Here is a 19300-nt window from a genome sequence, read left to right as displayed (position 1 = left end):
ACAACCTTTCAGCATAAACCAGATAGCAGTGGAAAGCCCGGACAAAGCGCAGCGTAGTGAGGATTTGTAACGGATAGCAGGAACGACCATTAAAACAGCATAATCACTGCTTTTCTAACTCATGACCAACAAAAAGTTGATTTTATTTATCGTGTTATCAATAATCCCTTTTGTTGCGTTAGCGCACGGAGAAGAGGCTTTGCTTACGTTACTTATCATACCGGTATCTATAATTATTTTCTTCATATTTATTTCAATCTACAAAGCATCTGCGCGTCAAAAAACGGTTTTAACTGTTGTTTATTGGCTGACTTTACTTTTAACGTTTATATGTATTGATATTTTACCCTATCATGATAACATGTCTTTAATTAATGGCTGTTTAGCTTTTGTGCCTTTTATATGCATGTTAATTGCAGGTGTAATTTATAACCGCTTATCTGAAAGAAATTAACACTAAAGCCTTACCCATCCTCACGATTTCATTTTCATAAACCTATTGCGTAATTTTGCAGTTCAAAAAAAAATAATACGATGTCATCAGTAGAAACCGCTTTTGTTAAATACAAAGTAAAAGACCTTTCGCTTGCCGAATGGGGCCGCAAAGAAATTGAACTGGCCGAAGCAGAAATGCCAGGCTTAATGGCCCTGCGCGCCGAGTACGGCCCATCGCAACCGCTTAAAGGCGCACGTATTGCAGGCTGCTTACACATGACTATACAAACCGCTGTATTAATTGAAACACTGGTTGCGCTGGGTGCCGAAGTTACCTGGTCATCATGTAATATCTTCTCGACACAAGATCACGCTGCTGCCGCTATTGCTGCTGCCGGTATATCTGTATATGCCTGGAAAGGCCTGAACGAGCAGGAGTTTGACTGGTGTATAGAGCAAACTTTATTCTTTGGCGAAGACCGCAAGCCATTAAACATGATATTAGATGATGGCGGCGATTTAACCAACATGGTGTTTGACCGTTACCCGGAACTGGTTGCCGGTATTAAAGGCTTATCAGAAGAAACTACCACCGGCGTGCACCGTTTATACGAGCGCATGAAAAACGGCACATTGCCAATCCCGGCTATTAATATTAACGATTCGGTTACCAAATCGAAATTCGATAACAAATACGGCTGTCGCGAATCGTTAGTTGACGCCATCCGCCGTGCTACCGATGTTATGATGGCCGGTAAAGTAGGTATTGTTTGCGGTTATGGCGATGTGGGTAAAGGTAGCGCCGATTCATTACGTAACGCCGGTGTACGCGTTATAGTTACCGAAATTGACCCAATTTGTGCATTGCAGGCTGCAATGGAAGGCTTTGAAGTGAAAAAACTTTCAACCGCTATTGCCGAGGCTGATATTGTAGTTACCGCTACAGGTAACCTCAACATTGTACGCGAGGAACACTTCCGTGCGATGAAGGACAAAGCTATTGTTTGTAACATCGGCCACTTTGATAACGAGATTGACATGGCCTGGTTAAACAAAGCTTATGGAAATACCAAAGTTGAAATTAAGCCACAGGTTGATAAGTATACCATTAACGGTAAAGACGTAATTGTTTTAGCCGAAGGCCGCCTGGTTAACTTAGGTTGCGCAACTGGTCACCCAAGTTTTGTAATGAGTAACAGCTTCACCAACCAAACTTTGGCCCAATTAGAGCTTTGGACAAATACAGACCAATACGAAAACAAAGTTTACGTATTACCTAAACACCTTGACGAAAAAGTAGCACGCTTGCACTTAGCCAAAATTGGTGTTGAACTGGAAGTACTTGACCAGGAGCAAGCCGAATACATTGGTGTAACCGTTGAAGGTCCGTTTAAGGCAGATTATTACCGTTACTAAGACTTAAGTACTGCGTTTTAAGTCTTAAGTTAAATATAGAAGGAAGGGCATGATTTTAGGATCATGCCCTTTTTTTGTTATATCCAATTCTCACCATCCCTCATTGCGAGGGACGAAGCAATCTTCCGGCAAACAGAGCGGTGTCAGTGAGTGGTTTTATCGTTGCGTCCCACAGGTCCTCTCCGAGAGACTCTGCGAAACTTAACGAAATTTCCTAATTTTATTCACTTAAGCCCTAATGCTAAACAACCGACACCGGCCAAAAAGGTTAAACTGTAAAACAATGAGGAAACTAATAATAGTTATTTTAACGGGCCTGTGTTTATGTGCCTGCCAAAACCGGCCGCATAATACGCCCAAAGAAAAAATGCTTTGCGGCCAATGGATGACCACTGGCGAAAAATATAACTACGAGCGCTACCATTTTAAACCCGATGGCACATTTACCGATACGGAAGCAGGCAGCGACAGCCCTCTGCGAGAAGCCCAAACCTGGGAAGTTGAAGACGGGCAGCTTGCACTAACCTATAAAAACCATGTAGTAATCCCCTTTAATTATACTACACATTACCGGATAATCAGCCTAAACGATTCGGTATTAGTTATAGCTGGCAGCTCTCATCGCCGCCATACGAGGGGTAATATGGTTTTAAAAAAAATGAAATTGGGCGGAAAGTTTATTCAATCTTAGCGTATTTCCATACTATTCCTATTAGGATGTAAAATAATTACTTGTTTTTTTAATTATTGGATAACCTTTTGGAAATATTACCGTTTAAAAGGGTAACACTAACTATTTCAGAAATAAATATTAAAGATATGGAAGCTATCATTTGTGTTATACTTATCCTGGCCTTATGGGGATTTACTTTTTTGTATACAGCTGTAAAAGAAACAAAACCTGGCAGAGTAAGGGGAGCTGCTGGTGGTGACCTGGATTACTTGTACACCTATCGTAGCTTATTACAAAAAGTAGCACAAATAGAAAATGCACTTCAGAATGTAGATAGCCATCCATATTTCAGATCTGTTGAAATAAGCCTGATCAGGCAGCAAACCTGTGCTAAAATGCGCACTTTGTTAGCCAGTTACGGCCGCGGCCAGCTTACCGGCGCTGATGCACACGATCGGTTAGACGAGATCAACGCACGCATACAAGTGTTATTCTATTCTATGGCGGCTTAATATTAGGATCAATAATAAGTTTAGGGCTTGCGGGAGTTATACCCCGCAAGCTTTTTTTGTTTAAAGGCGGGGGCAACCGGCTGCAAAGTCCCCATTATTGTAGTATCTGTGCAAGCGATATCATCTTAAATTTATTTATAATTATTTATTATTATTCGAAGGGGCTGGTGTTTTATTCCAGATTATTCGAAAAAATCGCTTTTTATTCCCTTTGAAATTCGGTATATTGTAGTAAGTTCTTTGAAAAATAGCAGCGTGTTAAAACCGTCGCCCAACAGGAATAGGTCAATATTTACCTAATTGGCAGCGTTAGGCCTGCGTAAATATTGGAGTAATCCTACGGTTATTTGCCGTCTAAAATTACTTTTTTAATTTGCTGTAACCCCAACTTCAAATAAACGGCAAATCAGTTGGCAGGGGATGATGAGATCGTACATTATCAGAGGAACTGCTTTACATGGGATCAAAACAGGTTGAAAGGGAACAAAAAACCCGTTTAAACCTAAATTTAAACGGGCCTGGTATGTAAGTATCCTTATTGGAAGTACTATTTACAAAATTTAATAAATGACTGTTGATTTAGTTCCAACGACCGCCACCGCGGTTGCTGTCTTTTTGGTAGCCGCCGCCACCGCCACGGTTTCCACCGCCGCCATAGCCGCCGCTTCTGCCGCCGCCGAAGCCGCCACCACCACCGCGACGATCACCGCCTGCGCCTGGTTTCCTTTCTTCTGCCTGGCTAACTGCAATTGTTCTGCCACCAATTTCGGTGCCGTTAAGGCCGTCAATTGCTTTTTGTGCAGACTCGTCATCAGTCATTTCAATAAATCCGAAACCTTTACTTCTGCCGGTTTCGCGGTCAGTAATAATCTTAACAGAACCAACTTCGCCGTAAGCTTCAAATAGTTCCTGTAAATCAGCTTCCTCTACCTTGTAGGGAAGACTTCCAACAAAAATTTTCATCAAGTTTTAATTTAATCATTAGGCATTTTGTGCCTAACATCATTTTCAGTAACACAAATAAATCAATAGTGTTTATTTAATTTCAATAATAGGTAAATTATATTCAATTAATGCTATTTATTTACTGCCGGTTACAATTGTTTGTAATGTTAGCCAATAACACCTAATTAGTTTGTTTATACGCATGGGACAATATATTTGTTATGGTGAAGGCAAGGCAGACTATATTATTCAACATGATGATTTATCAGTGCCCGAATCTTTAAAATAAATTATATTTTCAAGCCCTAAATGCCTGCTGAAAAAAAACATCGTAAAATCCGCCCGCTGCAACTCATCGCGGTTATCTTCTTTACCGTATCAGGCGGCCCTTACGGGCTCGAGCCTTTATTAGGCTATGTACATCAACATGGCGCCCTGTTATTGTTATTAGTAACCCCAATATTATGGGATATCCCTGCTATATTCACCGTACTTGAACTAAATGGGATGATGCCCGTAACCGGCGGCTATTATCAATGGGTTAAGCATGCATTGGGTAAACGCTGGGGATTTTACGAAGGTTGGTGGACCTGGTTATATACCTTTGCCGACCTTGCCATCTATCCGGTATTGTTTATCCAATACGCTGCATTCTTTTTTCCGGGGATAGAAACTTACAAAATACCCGTTTGCCTGGTTATTGTTTGGTCATCCGCGGCATTGAATATTTGGGGCATTGTGCCCGTTGGGCGGGTGGCGCTGGCATTAAGTGTAGTTGTATTGCTGCCATTTATTATACTTTTTGCAGTATTTGCACAGCATCATACCGGTGGTTTTTTATTACCTGCACCATCATTAAAAGGGATTGCTTACCCGTCATTAGGGCTGGGCATTTACACGGTAATGTGGAATTGTTTTGGCTGGGATAATGTAACCACTTATGCCGAAGAAGTTGAAAAACCCGAACGCGCCTATTTTGTATCGATTTTTTTAGCCTTCATTTTAGTAATGGTTATTTACTGCGGTGTAATTATAACTGCGTTGTTATCCGGCATTGATTATACCGTTTTTGCTAACGAGGGGTTACCCGCTTTAGGCACGCTTATTAACGGGCGTTGGCTGGGATCTATCATTGCCATAGCCGGACTGGCCAGTACGCTTGGCTTATACGCGGCAAATTTACTTTCGGTATCGCGGTTACCTAAAGTAATGGCCGACGATCAATTTTTACCAACCCGGTTGCATTCTCTGCATCCGCGGTTTAATACACCTTATGTATCTATCATAGTTTGCTCGGTAGTTATTAGCCTGATGTGCTTCTGGAGCTTTGGCGACCTGCTGATCATTGATGTTACGGTTTATGGCGCGGGGTTGTTCCTGGAATATATATCACTAATAAAATTGCGGCTAAAAGAGCCGCATCGCGAGCGCCCGTTCAGGATACCTTTAAGTACCCGTTGGTTGTGCATATTTTTAGTATTGCCCATAACGGTTTACGGCATTGCGTTAAGCGGCGTGCTATCCAGCATGTCCGAAGCTTTGAAGCCTGCTTTGTTTGCCCTTGCCGCTTTACTGAGTGGCGAATTGGTGTGGCGGTTAATTATGTGGCGCAAACCGCATTTGCGGGGTTTATAAAATTATCACCTTTAAACCATGCGTGTCCATATCCAAAAGCCTTGTTCAGGCGCCATAATATATAATCCTGAAATGATAATTATGCATCAGGCACACTCGTTTTGTGGAGAGAAATATTAATTGTGGAAAATTTTAAGATCGGTTTTTTATTTTAAAAAAATATTGCTAATATTGCAGTCCGATTTTTACGGGCTAAAAATCGCTTTTAAGAGCTAAAAATCATGGATTTAGTAAAATTTGTTGAAGAACAATCGGTAGTAAATAATAAAGTTCCTGCGTTTAAAGCTGGTGATACCATTAGCGTACACTACAAAATCAGGGAAGGTAACAAGGAACGTATCCAGGTTTACCAGGGCGTAGTTATACAACGCAACAGTACTGGCAATAATGAAACTTTTACTGTACGTAAAGTATCAAACGGTATAGGTGTTGAGCGTATTTTCCCTATCAACTCTCCAAACATCGATAAAATTGATGTAAACAACGTTGGTAAAGTACGCCGTGCTAAATTGTTCTACCTGCGCGAATTGACAGGTAAGGCAGCCCGTATCAAATCAAAAAGGGTTTAATTTATACGCCCGTTCAGGGCTGTATTAAATATAAAAAAGCCGCTTCCTTTTCAAAGGAAGTGGCTTTTTCTGTTTGGCTTAACTTCATAGAGCTGATCCATTATTAATAAAAGCCCGCGCAAACAACCCGTCCAACTATTTGTAACGTATATCAGGTATGATAAAACGGCAAATACTAATTTTTTCTGCTTTGCTGGTAATGCAAAATGTTATAGCGCAAAGCCAGCCGGGCAAAAGATATAAGGATATTGTTTTTAACGATATTCTCCTTGAGAAGGATCTCAGTTACAACTCCCAGGCATCCAAGGATCAAAAAAAATCATACCTGTTCGATCTGTATCAACCCAAGGGCGATGATGCAAGTTCCCGCCCGTTAATCATTTGGATGCATGGAGGTGGCTTTAAATTTGGCTCCAAAACAGCTAAGGGCGTAAAGCTTTGGAGCCAAACCTTTGCCCGGCGTGGTTATGTGTGTGCTTCTATCAATTATCGTTTAAGTAAGGCAAACCCATTGTTTCATTTTGATGATTTGCTAAAGGGCTCATTTTATGCTACGCAGGATGCAAAGCTTGCGGTAGCATATTTTCGCACAAATGCAGCGAAGTACCATATTGATCCTGATAAAATTATTCTTGGGGGTAATTCCGCCGGGGGCTTTATAGCCCTTAATGCCGCTTATAGTAAAAATGAGGACTTTGGCCGTTTGGCTAATATTGCTGATGATGAAATTAAAAGCAGCGGGGTGCCCCATCGGCCTATATACGCCGTAATAAATTATTGGGGTAGTATTTATGATCTGGGATGGTTAAGCAACGCCAAAACACCGATTATCAGCGTACATGGCAGCGAGGATGGTTTAGTACCTATCACCCACAAAAACTCGTCGCTGTATGGCAGTCTCGACATTCATAACAAAGCCGATGCGCTACACATTCCTAATACACTTAAAGTATACAAAGGGTATTCTCACGAATTGCAAAAACATTTCAATCCGTTTTTTGAAGGCTCAAAAGCACAAAGCCGGTGGCTGGAAGCCGCGCAGTTTACGGCCGATTATTTGTATGGAATAATGAAATAAAATTGGGTCTGTACTTTATTAGCAATAGCCGCTGGTACATGTTATTAAGTTATCTACGACCCTATATCGTCTAAAAACTTATCAATGTGTATACACCCCTCACTAATGGATTTCATGTAGTACTGCTGGTCTTCGGGGGCGTTGGCTAATTCGTAGCGTAGTTGTTCAATACATAATATCATACCCGAAAGCTCGTTGCGGATATCGTGCCTTAGCTGGCGAATAACTTCGATATTTACCGTTTCATTTTTTTCCGGCTCCATAATGCTACTTGCCCAAGTTAATGGCTTTCATTTTATTGTATAACGTCTTACGGTCTATTTGTAATATCTCGGCAGCTTTTGTTTTATTAAAGTTCACCTCGCGCAGTACCTTTAAAATAGTATCGTATTCTGCTTCCAGGGCTGCGTTTTTTAAATCGTGCTTGGGTTCTTTAGCTAATTGCGCCGGTTCGTTATAATGATTTGTAGCTGGTTCTGGCGAGCTATATTTGGCATTAATGGATATTTCCAGTGGCAGGGCTTTCATTTGCACAACATCGCCTTCGGTTAATAAAGCGGCCCGGCGTACCACGTTTTTTAATTCGCGGATATTTCCAGGCCAGCGATAGGTTAAAAAGCATTCTTCAACCTCGGGCGAAAAGGAAGTGACGTTACGCCCTAATTCATCGTTGGCCATCTTTAAAAAATGGTTCGACAATAACATGATATCGCTTCCACGTTCACGAAGGGCCGGTAAATAAATACCAAACTCGTTAAACCGATGAAACAGGTCTTCGCGGAAACGGCCTTTCTGAATGCCCTCCTGTAAGTTTTCGTTAGTGGCAACAATAATGCGCACATCCAGATCAATCTCTTTCGTACTACCTATCCGTTTTACTTTGCGTTCTTGTACCGTACGTAATAGTGCGGCTTGTATATCATAAGATAAATTACCTACTTCGTCTAAAAACAAAGTCCCGCCGTTAGCCATTTCAAAGTGACCGATCTTGGTATAAAGTGCCCCGGTGAATGAGCCTTTTTCGTGACCAAAAAATTCGCTTTGGGCCAGTTCCTTGGTTAACGAGCCGCAATCCATGGCTATAAAAGGCTTATCGTGACGCGGGCTGTTCAGGTGGATACTTTTAGCCACCGATTCTTTCCCGGTACCACTTTCACCCATAATAATTACGCTGTAATTAGTTGGAGCAACCAATTCAATCTGCCGTAATAATTCTTTTGAAGCCTTACTGGTGCCCACCACAAACTCGGCCGAAAGCACTTGTTTTTTGCCGGGCTTTGGCGTAGCTGCCGCCACCGGCTCTTCCTCTAACAGGGCATGGCGGGTTTCAATGGCTTTGGTAATGGTGTTCAGAATTTCGTCGGGGTACAGGGGTTTGGTGATATAATCATACGCGCCCATTTTAATGAGTTCAACGGCCATTTTAATATCCGAATAGCCCGTTATAATAATTACTCCCGTTTTTGGATAACTGCTTTTGATGTTGATCAGCATCTGCCGCCCATCGGTATCCTCCAACCTGAAATCGCAAAGCACCAGGTCAAACTCACCATTTTTTAGATGCTCCATGGCGCTTGCCCCGTTGTTGGCCGTGGTTACATCAAAATTGTTGCGTGTTAAAAATTTGGATAGCAATAGCCCAACATTTACTTCATCATCAACAATGAGTATTCTTTTCATAGCAGTATAGTAGACTTCAAAGGTATGTAGTAATAAAAGTCAAGGTACTACAAATTTGGTAAAATATTTCGTCCATTTCAATTTTATAAGCTTGGTTGAGAAAATTTTTACCCACCTATGCTACCATTTGTTTTATCCTTAACATTTATTACAATGTCCGTATCTTTAACGCAATGAAAAAACTGATCCGTGGCTTTGGCTATGCATTTAAGGGTATTTGGTATGCTACAGCTACACAACTGAATTTCCGCGTGCACCTGGTAGCATCTCTTACGGCAGCTTTGCTGGGTTACGCCCTAAAAGTGTCGGCTATTGAGTGGATCTGGATCATATTCTGCATGGCCCTGGTATTAGCGGCCGAACTGTTTAACACTTCAATAGAGGTATTAACTGACCTGGTATCGCCCGAGTTTAATACCAAAGCCGGACACGTGAAGGATATTGCGGCCGGGGCAGTTTTGGTTACCGCCATTTTTGCGCTGGTTACCGGGACCATTATTTTTTTACCTAAAATTTTAACGCTTATCCATGCTGCATAAAACCCGCGGCATTGTTTTTAAGGTAACCGATTACGGCGAAAGCAGTGTAGTTGTGCAGGTATATACCGAAAAGTTTGGGCTGCAATCTTATATCGTCAACGGGGCCAAAAAACCAAAGGCTAAAATACACCGCAATATGCTGCAGCCCCTGCATTTGCTGGATATGGTGGTTTATCATAAAAACGCAGGGACCGTGCAGCGCATTGCGGAACTAAAAAATCTGCCCGTTTTACAAAGTATCCCTTATGATGTAATTAAAAGCAGTCTGATTATGTTTTTGAACGAGGTTTTGTATAAATCTGTAAAGCAACAGGCGCCTGACGAAAATCTGTTCCAGTTTTTATTCCATTCGGTTGAATTGCTGGACCAGCAAACAAATAACCCGGCTAATTTTCACCTGGTATTTTTATTGAGACTAAGCCGATACCTCGGTTTTTATCCCGATCAAAACAAAGCCGCCGATGCCGACTACTTTGATATGAGAAACGGCGTTTTTACAAAGTATAAGCCTGAAAATTGGCAGTATCTGTCGCCGCCGCATACACAAAACTTTTACCAGTTATTAAAATATGGTTTTGAAAATATGGATCAGCTTGTGTTGAAGAATGATGAGCGCCGCTACCTGCTAAGTAAAATGCTGGAATACTTCGCCCAGCACATAGAAGGTTTTGGCAATATCCGCTCGCACGAGGTATTGGAGGAGGTGTTAGGATAGGGTCTCACCCTGTCCTCTCCAAAGGAGAGGGAATAGGGCAGATAGATTTAAGTGGGCTACAACTATACCTCGTGTCCAAGCACTTCCTTTTTAATAAATTCAATATTGGATTCGGGAAGTGTGTTGCCGCCTATCTGGTGTACGGTGCCATCTGGCTCCACCTGTAGCTTGGCTTCTATATTTTCCATCTTTACGTTTAAGATATCGTCATCCTTATCAACAATGCAATCTAATTCCCTGCCTGCATAGTTGATGGTAAATTCATAATGCCCGTTGCTACCGCTTGTTGGCGCTGTATTTTGAGTAGTTTCCATGATATTTTGTTCCGTTGTTTACCCTTATAACACAACAGGCACACGGTTGTTTTAGTACTTATAGTCCCTCTTATAACAGCAATAATTTTCGTAAAATATTTTGAAATGCAATTTCTTATCTATTACTTTGAACATCAAAGTACTTTTGCGTGAAAGAAAATCAAGTACAGCAAGACCTTGCCTCTATTCGGAGTTTAATGGAGCGGTCATCCAAATTCCTGTCCCTTAGCGGCTTATCGGGCATATTAGCCGGTGTTTACGCTTTAATTGGGGCAGCAATTGCTTATCGTATTATTTATATAAACCCCATTGATATAAAGCGGCCGGTGCGCGGTTTTTTTTACGAGGGCAGTATAAACGATTACATTGTAACCCTTGCCGAGTTGTTTTTTGTAGCGATTGTGGTATTACTATCATCAATAGCTACAGGCTTTATTTTAAGTTTGCGCAAAGCCAGGCGCACGGGGCAACCATTTTGGGGGGCCAGCAGTAAGGCGCTGGTGTTTAATATGCTTGTACCATTATTAACGGGTGGTGCATTAATGTTTTTATTTGCTTTGCGTGGTTATTTCGGTATTGTTGCGCCGGCATCGCTTATTTTTTACGGACTGGCATTAGTTGGTGCGGGTAATTACACTTTTAAAGGCGTACAATATCTTGGTATTAACGAAATTATATTAGGTTTGATAGCTGCACTTTATCCCGGCTATGGCTTGCTGTTTTGGGCTATTGGCTTTGGTGTGTTACACATTATTTATGGCAGCATTATGTATTTAAAATACGACAAGTGAGCATCCCTTTTGATAAACTTGATAAGGCTTTTGAGAACCGTATAAGGTTACAAATTATGAGTATACTGGTGGTGAACGAGCGGTATGATTTTAACGCGCTTAAAGAACTGCTGGGCGTAACCGACGGTAACCTGGCATCGCACCTGAAGGGTTTGGAGAAGGAGGAATATATTTTGGTAAACAAATCGTTTTTAGGGCGTAAACCCAATACTAATTATGAGGCAACCACAAAAGGCAAGCAAGCTTTTAAAGCACACCTGGATGCATTGGAGCAATTAATTAAACATCAAAAAGTAGGCTAAATTTTTTTTACATATTAACTTTGAAATTCAAAGTACTTTAAAAACCAAAATATGAAAACAAGCACTTACTGGATCGGCTATTTCAAGGCAAATGCCCGGCAGCAACGTATAAACTGGGAAACTAAACCACAGTTAACCCAAGCTGAATTAACAACCATATTATACTCCTTACAAATATGGCAATTGGGTGAAACATCGGAAGGTGTTCAACTAACAAATATGGCGGCACGCCATGCTATCAGAACTAATGATCCGGATTACCTGGAAGCTACAAAACTGTTTATTAAAGAGGAACAGAAACATGGCAATAACCTGGGGCGTTACTTAGATGCTATCGGCAAGCCGCGTATAAAAAATAATTTGGGCGATAACATGTTCAGGTTCATACGGCATTTAAATTCAAATATGGAAATGCTGACGCTCACTGTACTGGTGGTGGAAAGTACTGCACAAATATTTTACCAGGCGCTTAAAGACGCCACCAACTGCACCCTGTTAAAAGAAATATGCACTGATATATTGATTGACGAAGCCCATCACATTACCTTCCAAACCGAGCGTTTGGCCAATGTATATTGTAATAAAAATGCTTTCTCGCGCGTCTGGCGCAAAAAAGCTTACAAGTATTTCTTTTATGCTACTGCCTGCGTAGTTTGGTTTGCACATAGCAAGTTGTTTAAAGCTGGTGGTAATACGTTTAGCGGGTATTTAAAAAAGATGCGCTATAAATACATAAAAACTTTGGAAACTATAACCGGCAACGCTATTGCTCAATTTGCTTAAATCATAGGTCATTATACAAAGTTAGGTGCAATTGCGCTTAGTTTAGACCACAAATCGAGTTTATGATGTATGAATCCTGATTAAGATTTACCTTAGTGAAGTTTTAAAATGTAACACTAAGCCACATTAAGCGTTTATTATCCATGAAACTTATCTCTAAAATACTTTTCGTTTTTTTAATATGCGTTAACTATTGCTTCGCCCAAACCGGTGATCCGAAATTGCTTGTGCGTGAGGGGATTGAGTTACACAACCAGAAAGATTATGCCGGCGCGATAGCAAAATACAAAGCCGCCTTGGCTATCGACCCTGATTACGACCCAGGTAATTATCAATTGGCCTTCTCGCTTAACGCCATGGGTAAGGGGTTGGATGGCATCCCGTATTTAGAGAAAGTATTTAAATCAACTTCGGCATCAACTAACCTCATCACCGGGGCGTACGATCTGGCCGGAAGTATTTACGATCAGCAGCATCAGCCACAAAAGGCAATAGCAAGCTATCAGGCGGGTATCAAAGCCAACCCGGCTTATCAACCCCTGCGCTACAATTTAGGGCTGGCGTATTTCCGCAACCGCCAATATGCTGAAGCCGAACAAGCGGCAATAGGAGCTATTAATATTGATCCGAAACAGGCGAGCAGCATGCGCCTTTATGCGTTGGTATGCTTTCATCAAAATAAACGGGTGCCTGCCTTGTTAGGTTTATGCGAATTCTTAGTTTTAGAACCCAACACTGCACGTAGTGCCGAGGCGTATGGTAACCTGCAGCATATTCTGCAGGGCGGTGTGTTAAAGCCCGAGCCAGGTGAGGTGCGACCGCATGCTATTGAAGCAGGTGTGAATGCCCCAAACCAGGTCATTGCTAAAGCCATTGCGCCGTTTTCCAGGCGTAGGTACGCCAGCGCAGGCGACCTGCTTTCAGCGCAGCTTAGCGCCATCTTTATAGCTTTAGGTACAACACCACAGGAAAAATACCAGTTTTGGCACGCATTAGCCGATGATTTTTACAAACTATCTCAAACACCAAATATGCCTGCATTCGCGCGGTTGATTAGTCTAAGCACTCCCGAAAGCGCCAAATGGGCCAAAACCAACGTCCAGCAAATGAGCGATCTTGATGGCTGGCTTAAAAACAACCAGCCGGATTATAAATAACCCGGCTGAGGTACTTTTATTCAGTTTTGCCCTTTTGCAAATTCACCATTTCGGTGAAGCTTTTAGCGGCAGTTGTAAAATCGGATGGGATAAGCATTACCGTAGTAGTGTTATTATCGATACCAATTTCCGAAAGCATCTGCATACGGCGCAACTCTAAGGCTATGGGGCTACCTTCCATTTGTTTAGCGCCCTGGGTTAATTTTATTGAGGCGTCCAGCTCTGCTTCGGCTTTAATAATACGGGCACGTTTCTCGCGGATGGCTTCGGCTTCGCGGGCCATGGCACGCTGCATGCTTTCAGGTATTTCCACGTCCTTCATTTCCACCATTTCAATTTTTATACCCCAGGGTTCGGTGGCCGAATCGACAATTTTTTGCAGGGTGGCGTTGATCTGCTCACGTTCGCGCAAAACCTCGTCCAGCAAATGCTGACCAATAATATTCCTTAACGCGGTAACCGAAAATTGATACACCGCCTGGTTGTAGTTAGCCACTTTAATAATAGCATCCTCGGGGTTTATCACCTTAAACCAAAGCACTGCGTTAACTTTTATAGTAACACTATCTTTGGTAATGGTTTCCTGTTGTTCCAGGTCAACGGTACGGGTACGGATGTCCACTTTCATTTGGGTGTCGATAAAGGGAATGATGAAATACAACCCGGGCCCTTTTGTAGCATGATAGCGCCCCAAACGGAAAACGATAGCGCGCTGATATTCCTGGGCAATTTTTACCCCCATTACCAATAAAACCAATGCAATAAATGCAATAATTAATCCTGTTGTCATGATGTGTGTTTGATTATTTGTGTGATTAGTTTTTAATCGCCTGCCTGTTAAGTTCCGGGAGGATTTTTAGACGTCGGGGAAAGGTTCACCGGTACGCGATTGTTGAGTAAATGTAGATACATTGCACAATATGGTGCAAATATTTCTTACAAATCAGCACAGTACCAGCACAGTTGGGGGGAGATAATCAAACTGTCATTTCGACCAGCGGGAGAAATTTTATACGTGAAGTAACAAATCGCAGAAGATTTCTCCTTGTACCTCGTTCGAAATGACACGTGGCTATTGAAGGTTTACACCTTCCTGTAAATATCCAGCAGGTTACGGCCTTGTTCCTTGTAGTCGAGCCCATAGCCTACCACAAATTCATTTTTAATGTGGAAGCCCACATAGGTTAATTCTTCTATAGAAACCTCAATAGCCTCGGGCTTTAGTAATAATGAACATACACGAATAGAAGCTGGTTTACGCTGATATAGCTTCTCGACAAGATATTTCAGGGTGTTTCCGCTATCAATAATGTCTTCTACAATTATAATGTCGCGGTCTTTAATATCTACAACCAAATCAATATCCTCGCGTATTTTGCCGCTGGTGGCCGTACCGCCATAGTATGATGCCAGTTTGGTGAAGGTAACCTCGCAGGGAACGTTAATGTGTTTGATCAGATCGGCAATGAAAAGAAAGCTGCCATTCAACACGCCAATAAAAATTGGACTACGCTCAGCATAATCCGTGTTCAGGTGCGCAGCTATCTCTGCTATACGCTGTTGAATTGTACTCTGGTCTATCAGTTTCTCAAATTCCAGATCGGCTACCGTCGTTTTCATCCGACTAATTTAAAAATTTATCCCATAACCCAAAAAATATTATCATACGGATAACTATTATATTTACAGCCACATGATAGACTACCAGGTACATACCCTGCCTAATGGCATCAGGCTTTTGTTTAAACATTACCCATCAACTATAACGCATTGTTGTTTTATGGTTAATGCCGGCGCCCGCGATGAAACTGAGGGCAAAGACGGACTGGCGCATTTTATTGAGCATTTACTGTTTAAAGAGACCGAACGCCGCAGCACTAACCAAATATTAAACCACCTGGAACTGGTTGGGGCAGATTTGAATGCCTATACTACCAAAGAATATACTTGCCTGCACGCTTCGCTGTTAAAGCAACACCTGGGCCGCGCTATGGACCTGTTTGAAGATCTGATATTCCATTCCACGTTCCCCGAAGTTGAATTGCAGAAGGAGCGCGGTGTAATTTTAGATGAAATAGCATCGTACTTAGACCAGCCCGAGGAGGCGATACAGGATGATTTTGAAGGTATATTATACAAAGGGCACCCTATTGGTAATAATATTTTAGGTACGCCCGAATCGGTAAACAAGCTAAATAAGGCCGATATTGATAACTTCATCAGCAGTAATTACAACACCGCGCAAATGGTATTTGGCGTTTTTGGAGATTATGATTTTAATAACCTGATCAAACTATTCAACAAGTATTTTGAAGGGGTTAAACTAAATGACAGCCAAAAGCAGCGCGTAAAACCCGTACCCGTAAAAGCCGAAACAATAGTTGTGAAAAAGCCTATTTCGCAAACACATTGTATTATTGGCAGCAGGGCCTATCCGTCAAACAGTCCGCATAAATACGGCTTGCTTTTGTTAAACAATTTATTGGGGGGCATGGGCATGAGCAGCCGGTTAAATTTAGAGATACGGGAAAAGCATGGGATAGCTTATACCATCGAATCCAATTATACTTCATTCACCGATACCGGTATTTTTAATATTTATTTTGGTACCGATGCAGAGAAAGCCGACAAGGCCCTTCGCCTTACCCATAAAGAATTAAAAAAGCTTCGTGATAATAAGTTGGGGGTATTGCAGTTGCACCAGGCTAAACAAAAGTTTATCGGGCAAATTGCCCTGGCTGAAGAGAACCGTATGAGCCTGATATTATCTATGGCCAAAAGCCTGATGGATTTTAACCGGGTTGATTCGCTGGAAGAAATTTTTGCCAAGATAAACGCGGTAACCGCCACAGAATTATTGGATATCAGCAACGAGATATTTAACGTAAATAATTTATCAGCTTTGTTATTTGAACCCAATGAATAGTTGCTAGTGAAGGGCTTTAAAATAATCAGGCTTACGGATTGTAATCCGTAAGCCTGAAAGTAGAGATATTATCAGATACCCAGTTATATGACAGTTCCGTTGGGTATTACCGCACGTTTTTTAACAACTACAATCCCATCCTGAACAGTATGGGTTGGGAAATCGCCGTTGGGTAGCGGCTCGCCGCAATTAATAATTACATCGTTACCTATATGGCAGTTTTTATCGATAATGGCATTTTTTATCTGGCAGCGGTCGCCAATACCCATAATCGGTTCGTTATTAGCTTTCGAGGTGGCAATTTGTTCAAGTGTCTGATAATTATCGCTACCCATAATATAACAGCTTTCTATCGTGGTGTCAAAGCCAATGCGGGTACGTATCCCCACCAGAGAGTGGGTGATATGGCTGGCGTTAATAATACAGCCCTCGGATATAATGGCCCTTTCTAAATGCGTGCCCGATATTTTTGACGGCGGCAGCATGCGCGCGCGCGTATAAATTGGCCGGTTGCCAAATAAATTAAAGGCCGGTATCTCATCTGTTAAACCCAGGTTGGCATCAAAAAAAGATGGAATGGTACCAATATCTGTCCAATATCCCTCGTATTGATAGCTAACCACCTTATGGGTTTTAATAGATTGCGGGATGATCTCTTTACCAAAATCGGTATGATCGTTAGACTGCAGCAAATTATACAACACTTTGCGGTTAAAGATATAAATGCCCATGGAAGCCAGGTAAATACGTCCCTCGGCCTTCATTTCATCGCTTACTTCTGATACCAGTGCATCGAAACCGCTTTTAGGTTTTTCAACAAATGATGTGATCCGTCCATCGGTGTCTGTTTTTAAGATGCCAAAGCCTGGTACATCATTTACATGAACTGGGATACTGGCAATAGAAATATCGGCACCGGCAGCAATATGCTTATTGATCATTTCGTCAAAATCCATTTGGTATAGCTGGTCGCCCGATAGGATCAGTACATACTCAAATTCGTGCACAGACAGGTGGTGTAGGCTTTGCCTAACGGCATCGGCCGTACCCTGGAACCAACCGCCGCTGGTAGGGGTTTGTTCGGCTGCCAGAATATCAACAAAAGCAGTACTGAAACTGCTGAAATGGTAGGTGTTTTTAATGTGTTTATTAAGCGACGCCGAGTTGAACTGCGTTAATACAAATATGCGCGATATGTTAGAATGTAAGCAGTTGGAAATAGGGATATCGACCAGGCGATACTTACCTGCAATTGGAACCGCGGGTTTTGACCGGGTTGCCGTTAAAGGGAAAAGGCGCGATCCCTGGCCACCGCCAAGTACAATGCTGATTACTTTATCTGTCATATGTTGTTTATTAAGCGTTCATAAAGGTCGATATACTGTTTTGCCGAGCGGTCCCATGAAAAATCCAGCTCCATTACATGGGTGCGCAATAAATTAAGGTGGCCGCTATCCTGGTAAAGGGCAACCGCGCGGCTAACTGAATAACAAATGTCGTCGATACTGGTTTGATCGAAGCAAATGCCATAACCGCCTTCATCGCCGAAATCAATTACAGTATCGCGCAATCCCCCCGTACGGTGCACCATAGGTATGGTGCCATAACGCAGTGCATACAATTGGTTTAACCCGCATGGTTCCACCCGCGATGGCATTAGCAGAAAATCGGAACCCGCGTAAATAAGATGCGAAAGCTCCTCATTATAACCAATAAAGCTACGGTACTGATTAGGCTGATGCGGCGCTAAGTCTATTAAAGATTGTTCAATGGCCGGGTCTCCGGTACCCAGCACCAGGAAATTCACCTTGCCGGGATGTTCATTGATAGCCCGGTTAATAGCCTCGGCTAACAGGTCGGCACCCTTGTCATCAACCAAACGTCCTATAAAGGATATAAGCGGCAATTTATGGTCAAGTTCAAAACGTTTACACAGCGCTTCTTTATTTTTCTGTTTGCCTTTAACCAGGGTTTTAATGGTAAAGTTCCCGGCTATCATCGGGTCGGTTGCCGGATCCCAAACCTGCGTATCTATGCCGTTTACAATCCCCACACCACGATGGCGCTCCATCTGGAATAACGGTTCTAAGCCGTTAGATTGCCAGCTGAGTTCGTCCATATAACTGGGTGAAACGGTGGTATAAGCCGAGCAGCAACGCACAGCTGAAGCCAGTGGATTAATCCCTCCGGCCCAATCCAGCAAACCGGCATGCAGCATATCTATCTCGGGCAGGTACTTTATTTTGGTCCAGCTAAAGGCCCCATGGTACTGCCCGTTGTGGATGGTGAATACCGTAGGTGTATTACTTAAACGGCTATATATAGCCGAATGCTGCAACAGAAAGGGAACCAGGCCGGCATGATGATCGTGGCAATGAATAATATCCGGCGATTGCTGCGACCAGTTGATCCAATCTAAAAACGCCAGCTGATAGGCCATAAACTGCTCGTTCTCATCGGGATAACTGTAAATTTCTTTGCGGTCGAGCAGGCCGGGAATATGAATAAGGTATAGTTCAAAACCCAGTTTATCGGTAGTTTCTTTCCAAACCTCAAATTCCATACGGTTACCCCCAAACATGGTCGAGGCTTTAAAAACTACATCAAACTTGTTTTCCTTTACAAATTTACGATTGTAAAAAGGCAACGCTACAGCGGCCTGCAAACCGGCTTTAACCTGATATTTTGGCAAGGCCCCAACAACATCGGCAAGGCCGCCAACTTTAGCAATAGGATAACATTCGGCAGCGAGGTGATAAATTTTCATTCACAGGTTTTATTGGCTCAATTTAAGCAAAGATTGCTAAAAGAGAAACCCTCAGGAATTATT

General features: G+C 42.3%; 22 protein-coding genes. 14 read left to right on the top strand and 8 right to left on the bottom strand.

The annotated features are described in order from the left end of the window. Positions 1 to 121: 121 nt before the first annotated feature. The 4 genes from IRJ18_RS19805 to IRJ18_RS19790 all read left to right on the top strand — a co-directional run bounded on the left by IRJ18_RS19805 (position 122) and on the right by IRJ18_RS19790 (position 3036). Positions 122 to 454: a hypothetical protein gene (locus IRJ18_RS19805; protein WP_194108017.1), complete on the top strand. Its 333-nt coding sequence runs from the start codon at positions 122 to 124 to the stop codon at positions 452 to 454. Positions 455 to 534: 80 nt separating this feature from the next. Next, positions 535 to 1851, top strand: a complete 1317-nt coding sequence (gene ahcY, locus IRJ18_RS19800) for an adenosylhomocysteinase (protein ID WP_194108016.1) — start codon at positions 535 to 537, stop codon at positions 1849 to 1851. A 283-nt stretch (positions 1852 to 2134) separates the two neighbouring features. After that, on the top strand, positions 2135 to 2542 hold the full coding sequence (locus IRJ18_RS19795) for a hypothetical protein (protein WP_194108015.1): 408 nt from the start codon (positions 2135 to 2137) through the stop codon (positions 2540 to 2542). A 128-nt stretch (positions 2543 to 2670) separates the two neighbouring features. After that, positions 2671 to 3036, top strand: a complete 366-nt coding sequence (locus IRJ18_RS19790) for a hypothetical protein (protein ID WP_194108014.1) — start codon at positions 2671 to 2673, stop codon at positions 3034 to 3036. A 579-nt stretch (positions 3037 to 3615) separates the two neighbouring features. On the opposite strand, the gene IRJ18_RS19785 is transcribed toward IRJ18_RS19790, so the two are convergent. Further along, a complete protein-coding gene (locus IRJ18_RS19785) occupies positions 3616 to 3999 on the bottom strand; it encodes an RNA recognition motif domain-containing protein (RefSeq protein WP_194108013.1) in 384 nt (127 codons plus the stop codon). Between the two features lie 291 nt (positions 4000 to 4290). Between IRJ18_RS19785 and IRJ18_RS19780 the strand changes: the two genes are divergently transcribed. The 3 genes from IRJ18_RS19780 (at position 4291) to IRJ18_RS19770 (ending at position 7263) form a co-directional block, all read left to right on the top strand. Then, positions 4291 to 5616: an APC family permease gene (locus IRJ18_RS19780; RefSeq protein ID WP_194108012.1), complete on the top strand. Its 1326-nt coding sequence runs from the start codon at positions 4291 to 4293 to the stop codon at positions 5614 to 5616. Positions 5617 to 5837: 221 nt separating this feature from the next. Then, positions 5838 to 6185, top strand: a complete 348-nt coding sequence (gene rplS, locus IRJ18_RS19775) for a 50S ribosomal protein L19 (protein ID WP_194108011.1) — start codon at positions 5838 to 5840, stop codon at positions 6183 to 6185. Between the two features lie 157 nt (positions 6186 to 6342). Next, positions 6343 to 7263: an alpha/beta hydrolase gene (locus IRJ18_RS19770; RefSeq protein ID WP_194108010.1), complete on the top strand. Its 921-nt coding sequence runs from the start codon at positions 6343 to 6345 to the stop codon at positions 7261 to 7263. A 53-nt stretch (positions 7264 to 7316) separates the two neighbouring features. Here IRJ18_RS19770 and IRJ18_RS19765 read toward each other — a convergent pair whose 3' ends face one another. After that, on the bottom strand, positions 7317 to 7526 hold the full coding sequence (locus IRJ18_RS19765) for a histidine kinase (protein WP_194108009.1): 210 nt from the start codon (positions 7524 to 7526) through the stop codon (positions 7317 to 7319). 4 nt (positions 7527 to 7530) lie between these two features. Beyond that, positions 7531 to 8943: a sigma-54-dependent transcriptional regulator gene (locus tag IRJ18_RS19760; RefSeq protein ID WP_194108008.1), complete on the bottom strand. Its 1413-nt coding sequence runs from the start codon at positions 8941 to 8943 to the stop codon at positions 7531 to 7533. Positions 8944 to 9116: 173 nt separating this feature from the next. On the opposite strand from IRJ18_RS19760, the gene IRJ18_RS19755 reads away from it, so the two are divergent. Beyond that, positions 9117 to 9482: a diacylglycerol kinase family protein gene (locus tag IRJ18_RS19755; protein WP_194108007.1), complete on the top strand. Its 366-nt coding sequence runs from the start codon at positions 9117 to 9119 to the stop codon at positions 9480 to 9482. Then, on the top strand, positions 9472 to 10197 hold the full coding sequence (gene recO / locus IRJ18_RS19750; RefSeq protein WP_194108006.1) for a DNA repair protein RecO: 726 nt from the start codon (positions 9472 to 9474) through the stop codon (positions 10195 to 10197). Before IRJ18_RS19755 ends, recO begins: the two co-directional genes overlap by 11 nt. A 62-nt stretch (positions 10198 to 10259) precedes the next feature. Here the strand turns inward: recO and IRJ18_RS19745 are convergent, their stop codons facing one another. Beyond that, positions 10260 to 10511, bottom strand: a complete 252-nt coding sequence (locus tag IRJ18_RS19745) for a hypothetical protein (protein WP_194108005.1) — start codon at positions 10509 to 10511, stop codon at positions 10260 to 10262. 149 nt (positions 10512 to 10660) lie between these two features. Between IRJ18_RS19745 and IRJ18_RS19740 the strand changes: the two genes are divergently transcribed. The 4 genes from IRJ18_RS19740 (at position 10661) to IRJ18_RS19725 (ending at position 13544) form a co-directional block, all read left to right on the top strand. Beyond that, positions 10661 to 11302: a hypothetical protein gene (locus IRJ18_RS19740; RefSeq protein WP_194108004.1), complete on the top strand. Its 642-nt coding sequence runs from the start codon at positions 10661 to 10663 to the stop codon at positions 11300 to 11302. Next, a complete protein-coding gene (locus IRJ18_RS19735) occupies positions 11299 to 11604 on the top strand; it encodes a winged helix-turn-helix domain-containing protein (protein WP_317174109.1) in 306 nt (101 codons plus the stop codon). Before IRJ18_RS19740 ends, IRJ18_RS19735 begins: the two co-directional genes overlap by 4 nt. Before the next feature lie 51 nt (positions 11605 to 11655). Beyond that, on the top strand, positions 11656 to 12387 hold the full coding sequence (locus IRJ18_RS19730; RefSeq protein ID WP_194108003.1) for a ferritin-like domain-containing protein: 732 nt from the start codon (positions 11656 to 11658) through the stop codon (positions 12385 to 12387). 143 nt (positions 12388 to 12530) lie between these two features. After that, positions 12531 to 13544 (top strand): tetratricopeptide repeat protein, encoded by a 1014-nt coding sequence (locus IRJ18_RS19725; protein WP_194108002.1) that lies wholly within the window; start codon positions 12531 to 12533, stop codon positions 13542 to 13544. Between the two features lie 16 nt (positions 13545 to 13560). On the opposite strand, the gene IRJ18_RS19720 is transcribed toward IRJ18_RS19725, so the two are convergent. Both IRJ18_RS19720 and hpt read right to left on the bottom strand, forming a co-directional pair. Continuing rightward, positions 13561 to 14334: a slipin family protein gene (locus tag IRJ18_RS19720; protein WP_194108001.1), complete on the bottom strand. Its 774-nt coding sequence runs from the start codon at positions 14332 to 14334 to the stop codon at positions 13561 to 13563. Positions 14335 to 14627: 293 nt separating this feature from the next. Then, on the bottom strand, positions 14628 to 15164 hold the full coding sequence (hpt, locus tag IRJ18_RS19715; protein ID WP_194108000.1) for a hypoxanthine phosphoribosyltransferase: 537 nt from the start codon (positions 15162 to 15164) through the stop codon (positions 14628 to 14630). A 76-nt stretch (positions 15165 to 15240) separates the two neighbouring features. Between hpt and IRJ18_RS19710 the strand changes: the two genes are divergently transcribed. Then, entirely contained in the window at positions 15241 to 16470 is a 1230-nt protein-coding gene (locus tag IRJ18_RS19710) for a M16 family metallopeptidase (RefSeq protein ID WP_194108294.1), read from the top strand. Positions 16471 to 16553: 83 nt separating this feature from the next. On the opposite strand, the gene IRJ18_RS19705 is transcribed toward IRJ18_RS19710, so the two are convergent. Then, positions 16554 to 17816: a glucose-1-phosphate adenylyltransferase gene (locus IRJ18_RS19705; RefSeq protein WP_194107999.1), complete on the bottom strand. Its 1263-nt coding sequence runs from the start codon at positions 17814 to 17816 to the stop codon at positions 16554 to 16556. Then, on the bottom strand, positions 17813 to 19237 hold the full coding sequence (locus IRJ18_RS19700; RefSeq protein WP_194107998.1) for a glycogen synthase: 1425 nt from the start codon (positions 19235 to 19237) through the stop codon (positions 17813 to 17815). The genes IRJ18_RS19705 and IRJ18_RS19700 overlap by 4 nt, the downstream gene beginning before the upstream one ends. Positions 19238 to 19300: the final 63 nt, after the last annotated feature.

The organism is Mucilaginibacter boryungensis (assembly GCF_015221995.1).
GTDB lineage: Bacteria > Bacteroidota > Bacteroidia > Sphingobacteriales > Sphingobacteriaceae > Mucilaginibacter > Mucilaginibacter boryungensis.
This window is presented reverse-complemented; position numbering and strand designations above follow the sequence as displayed.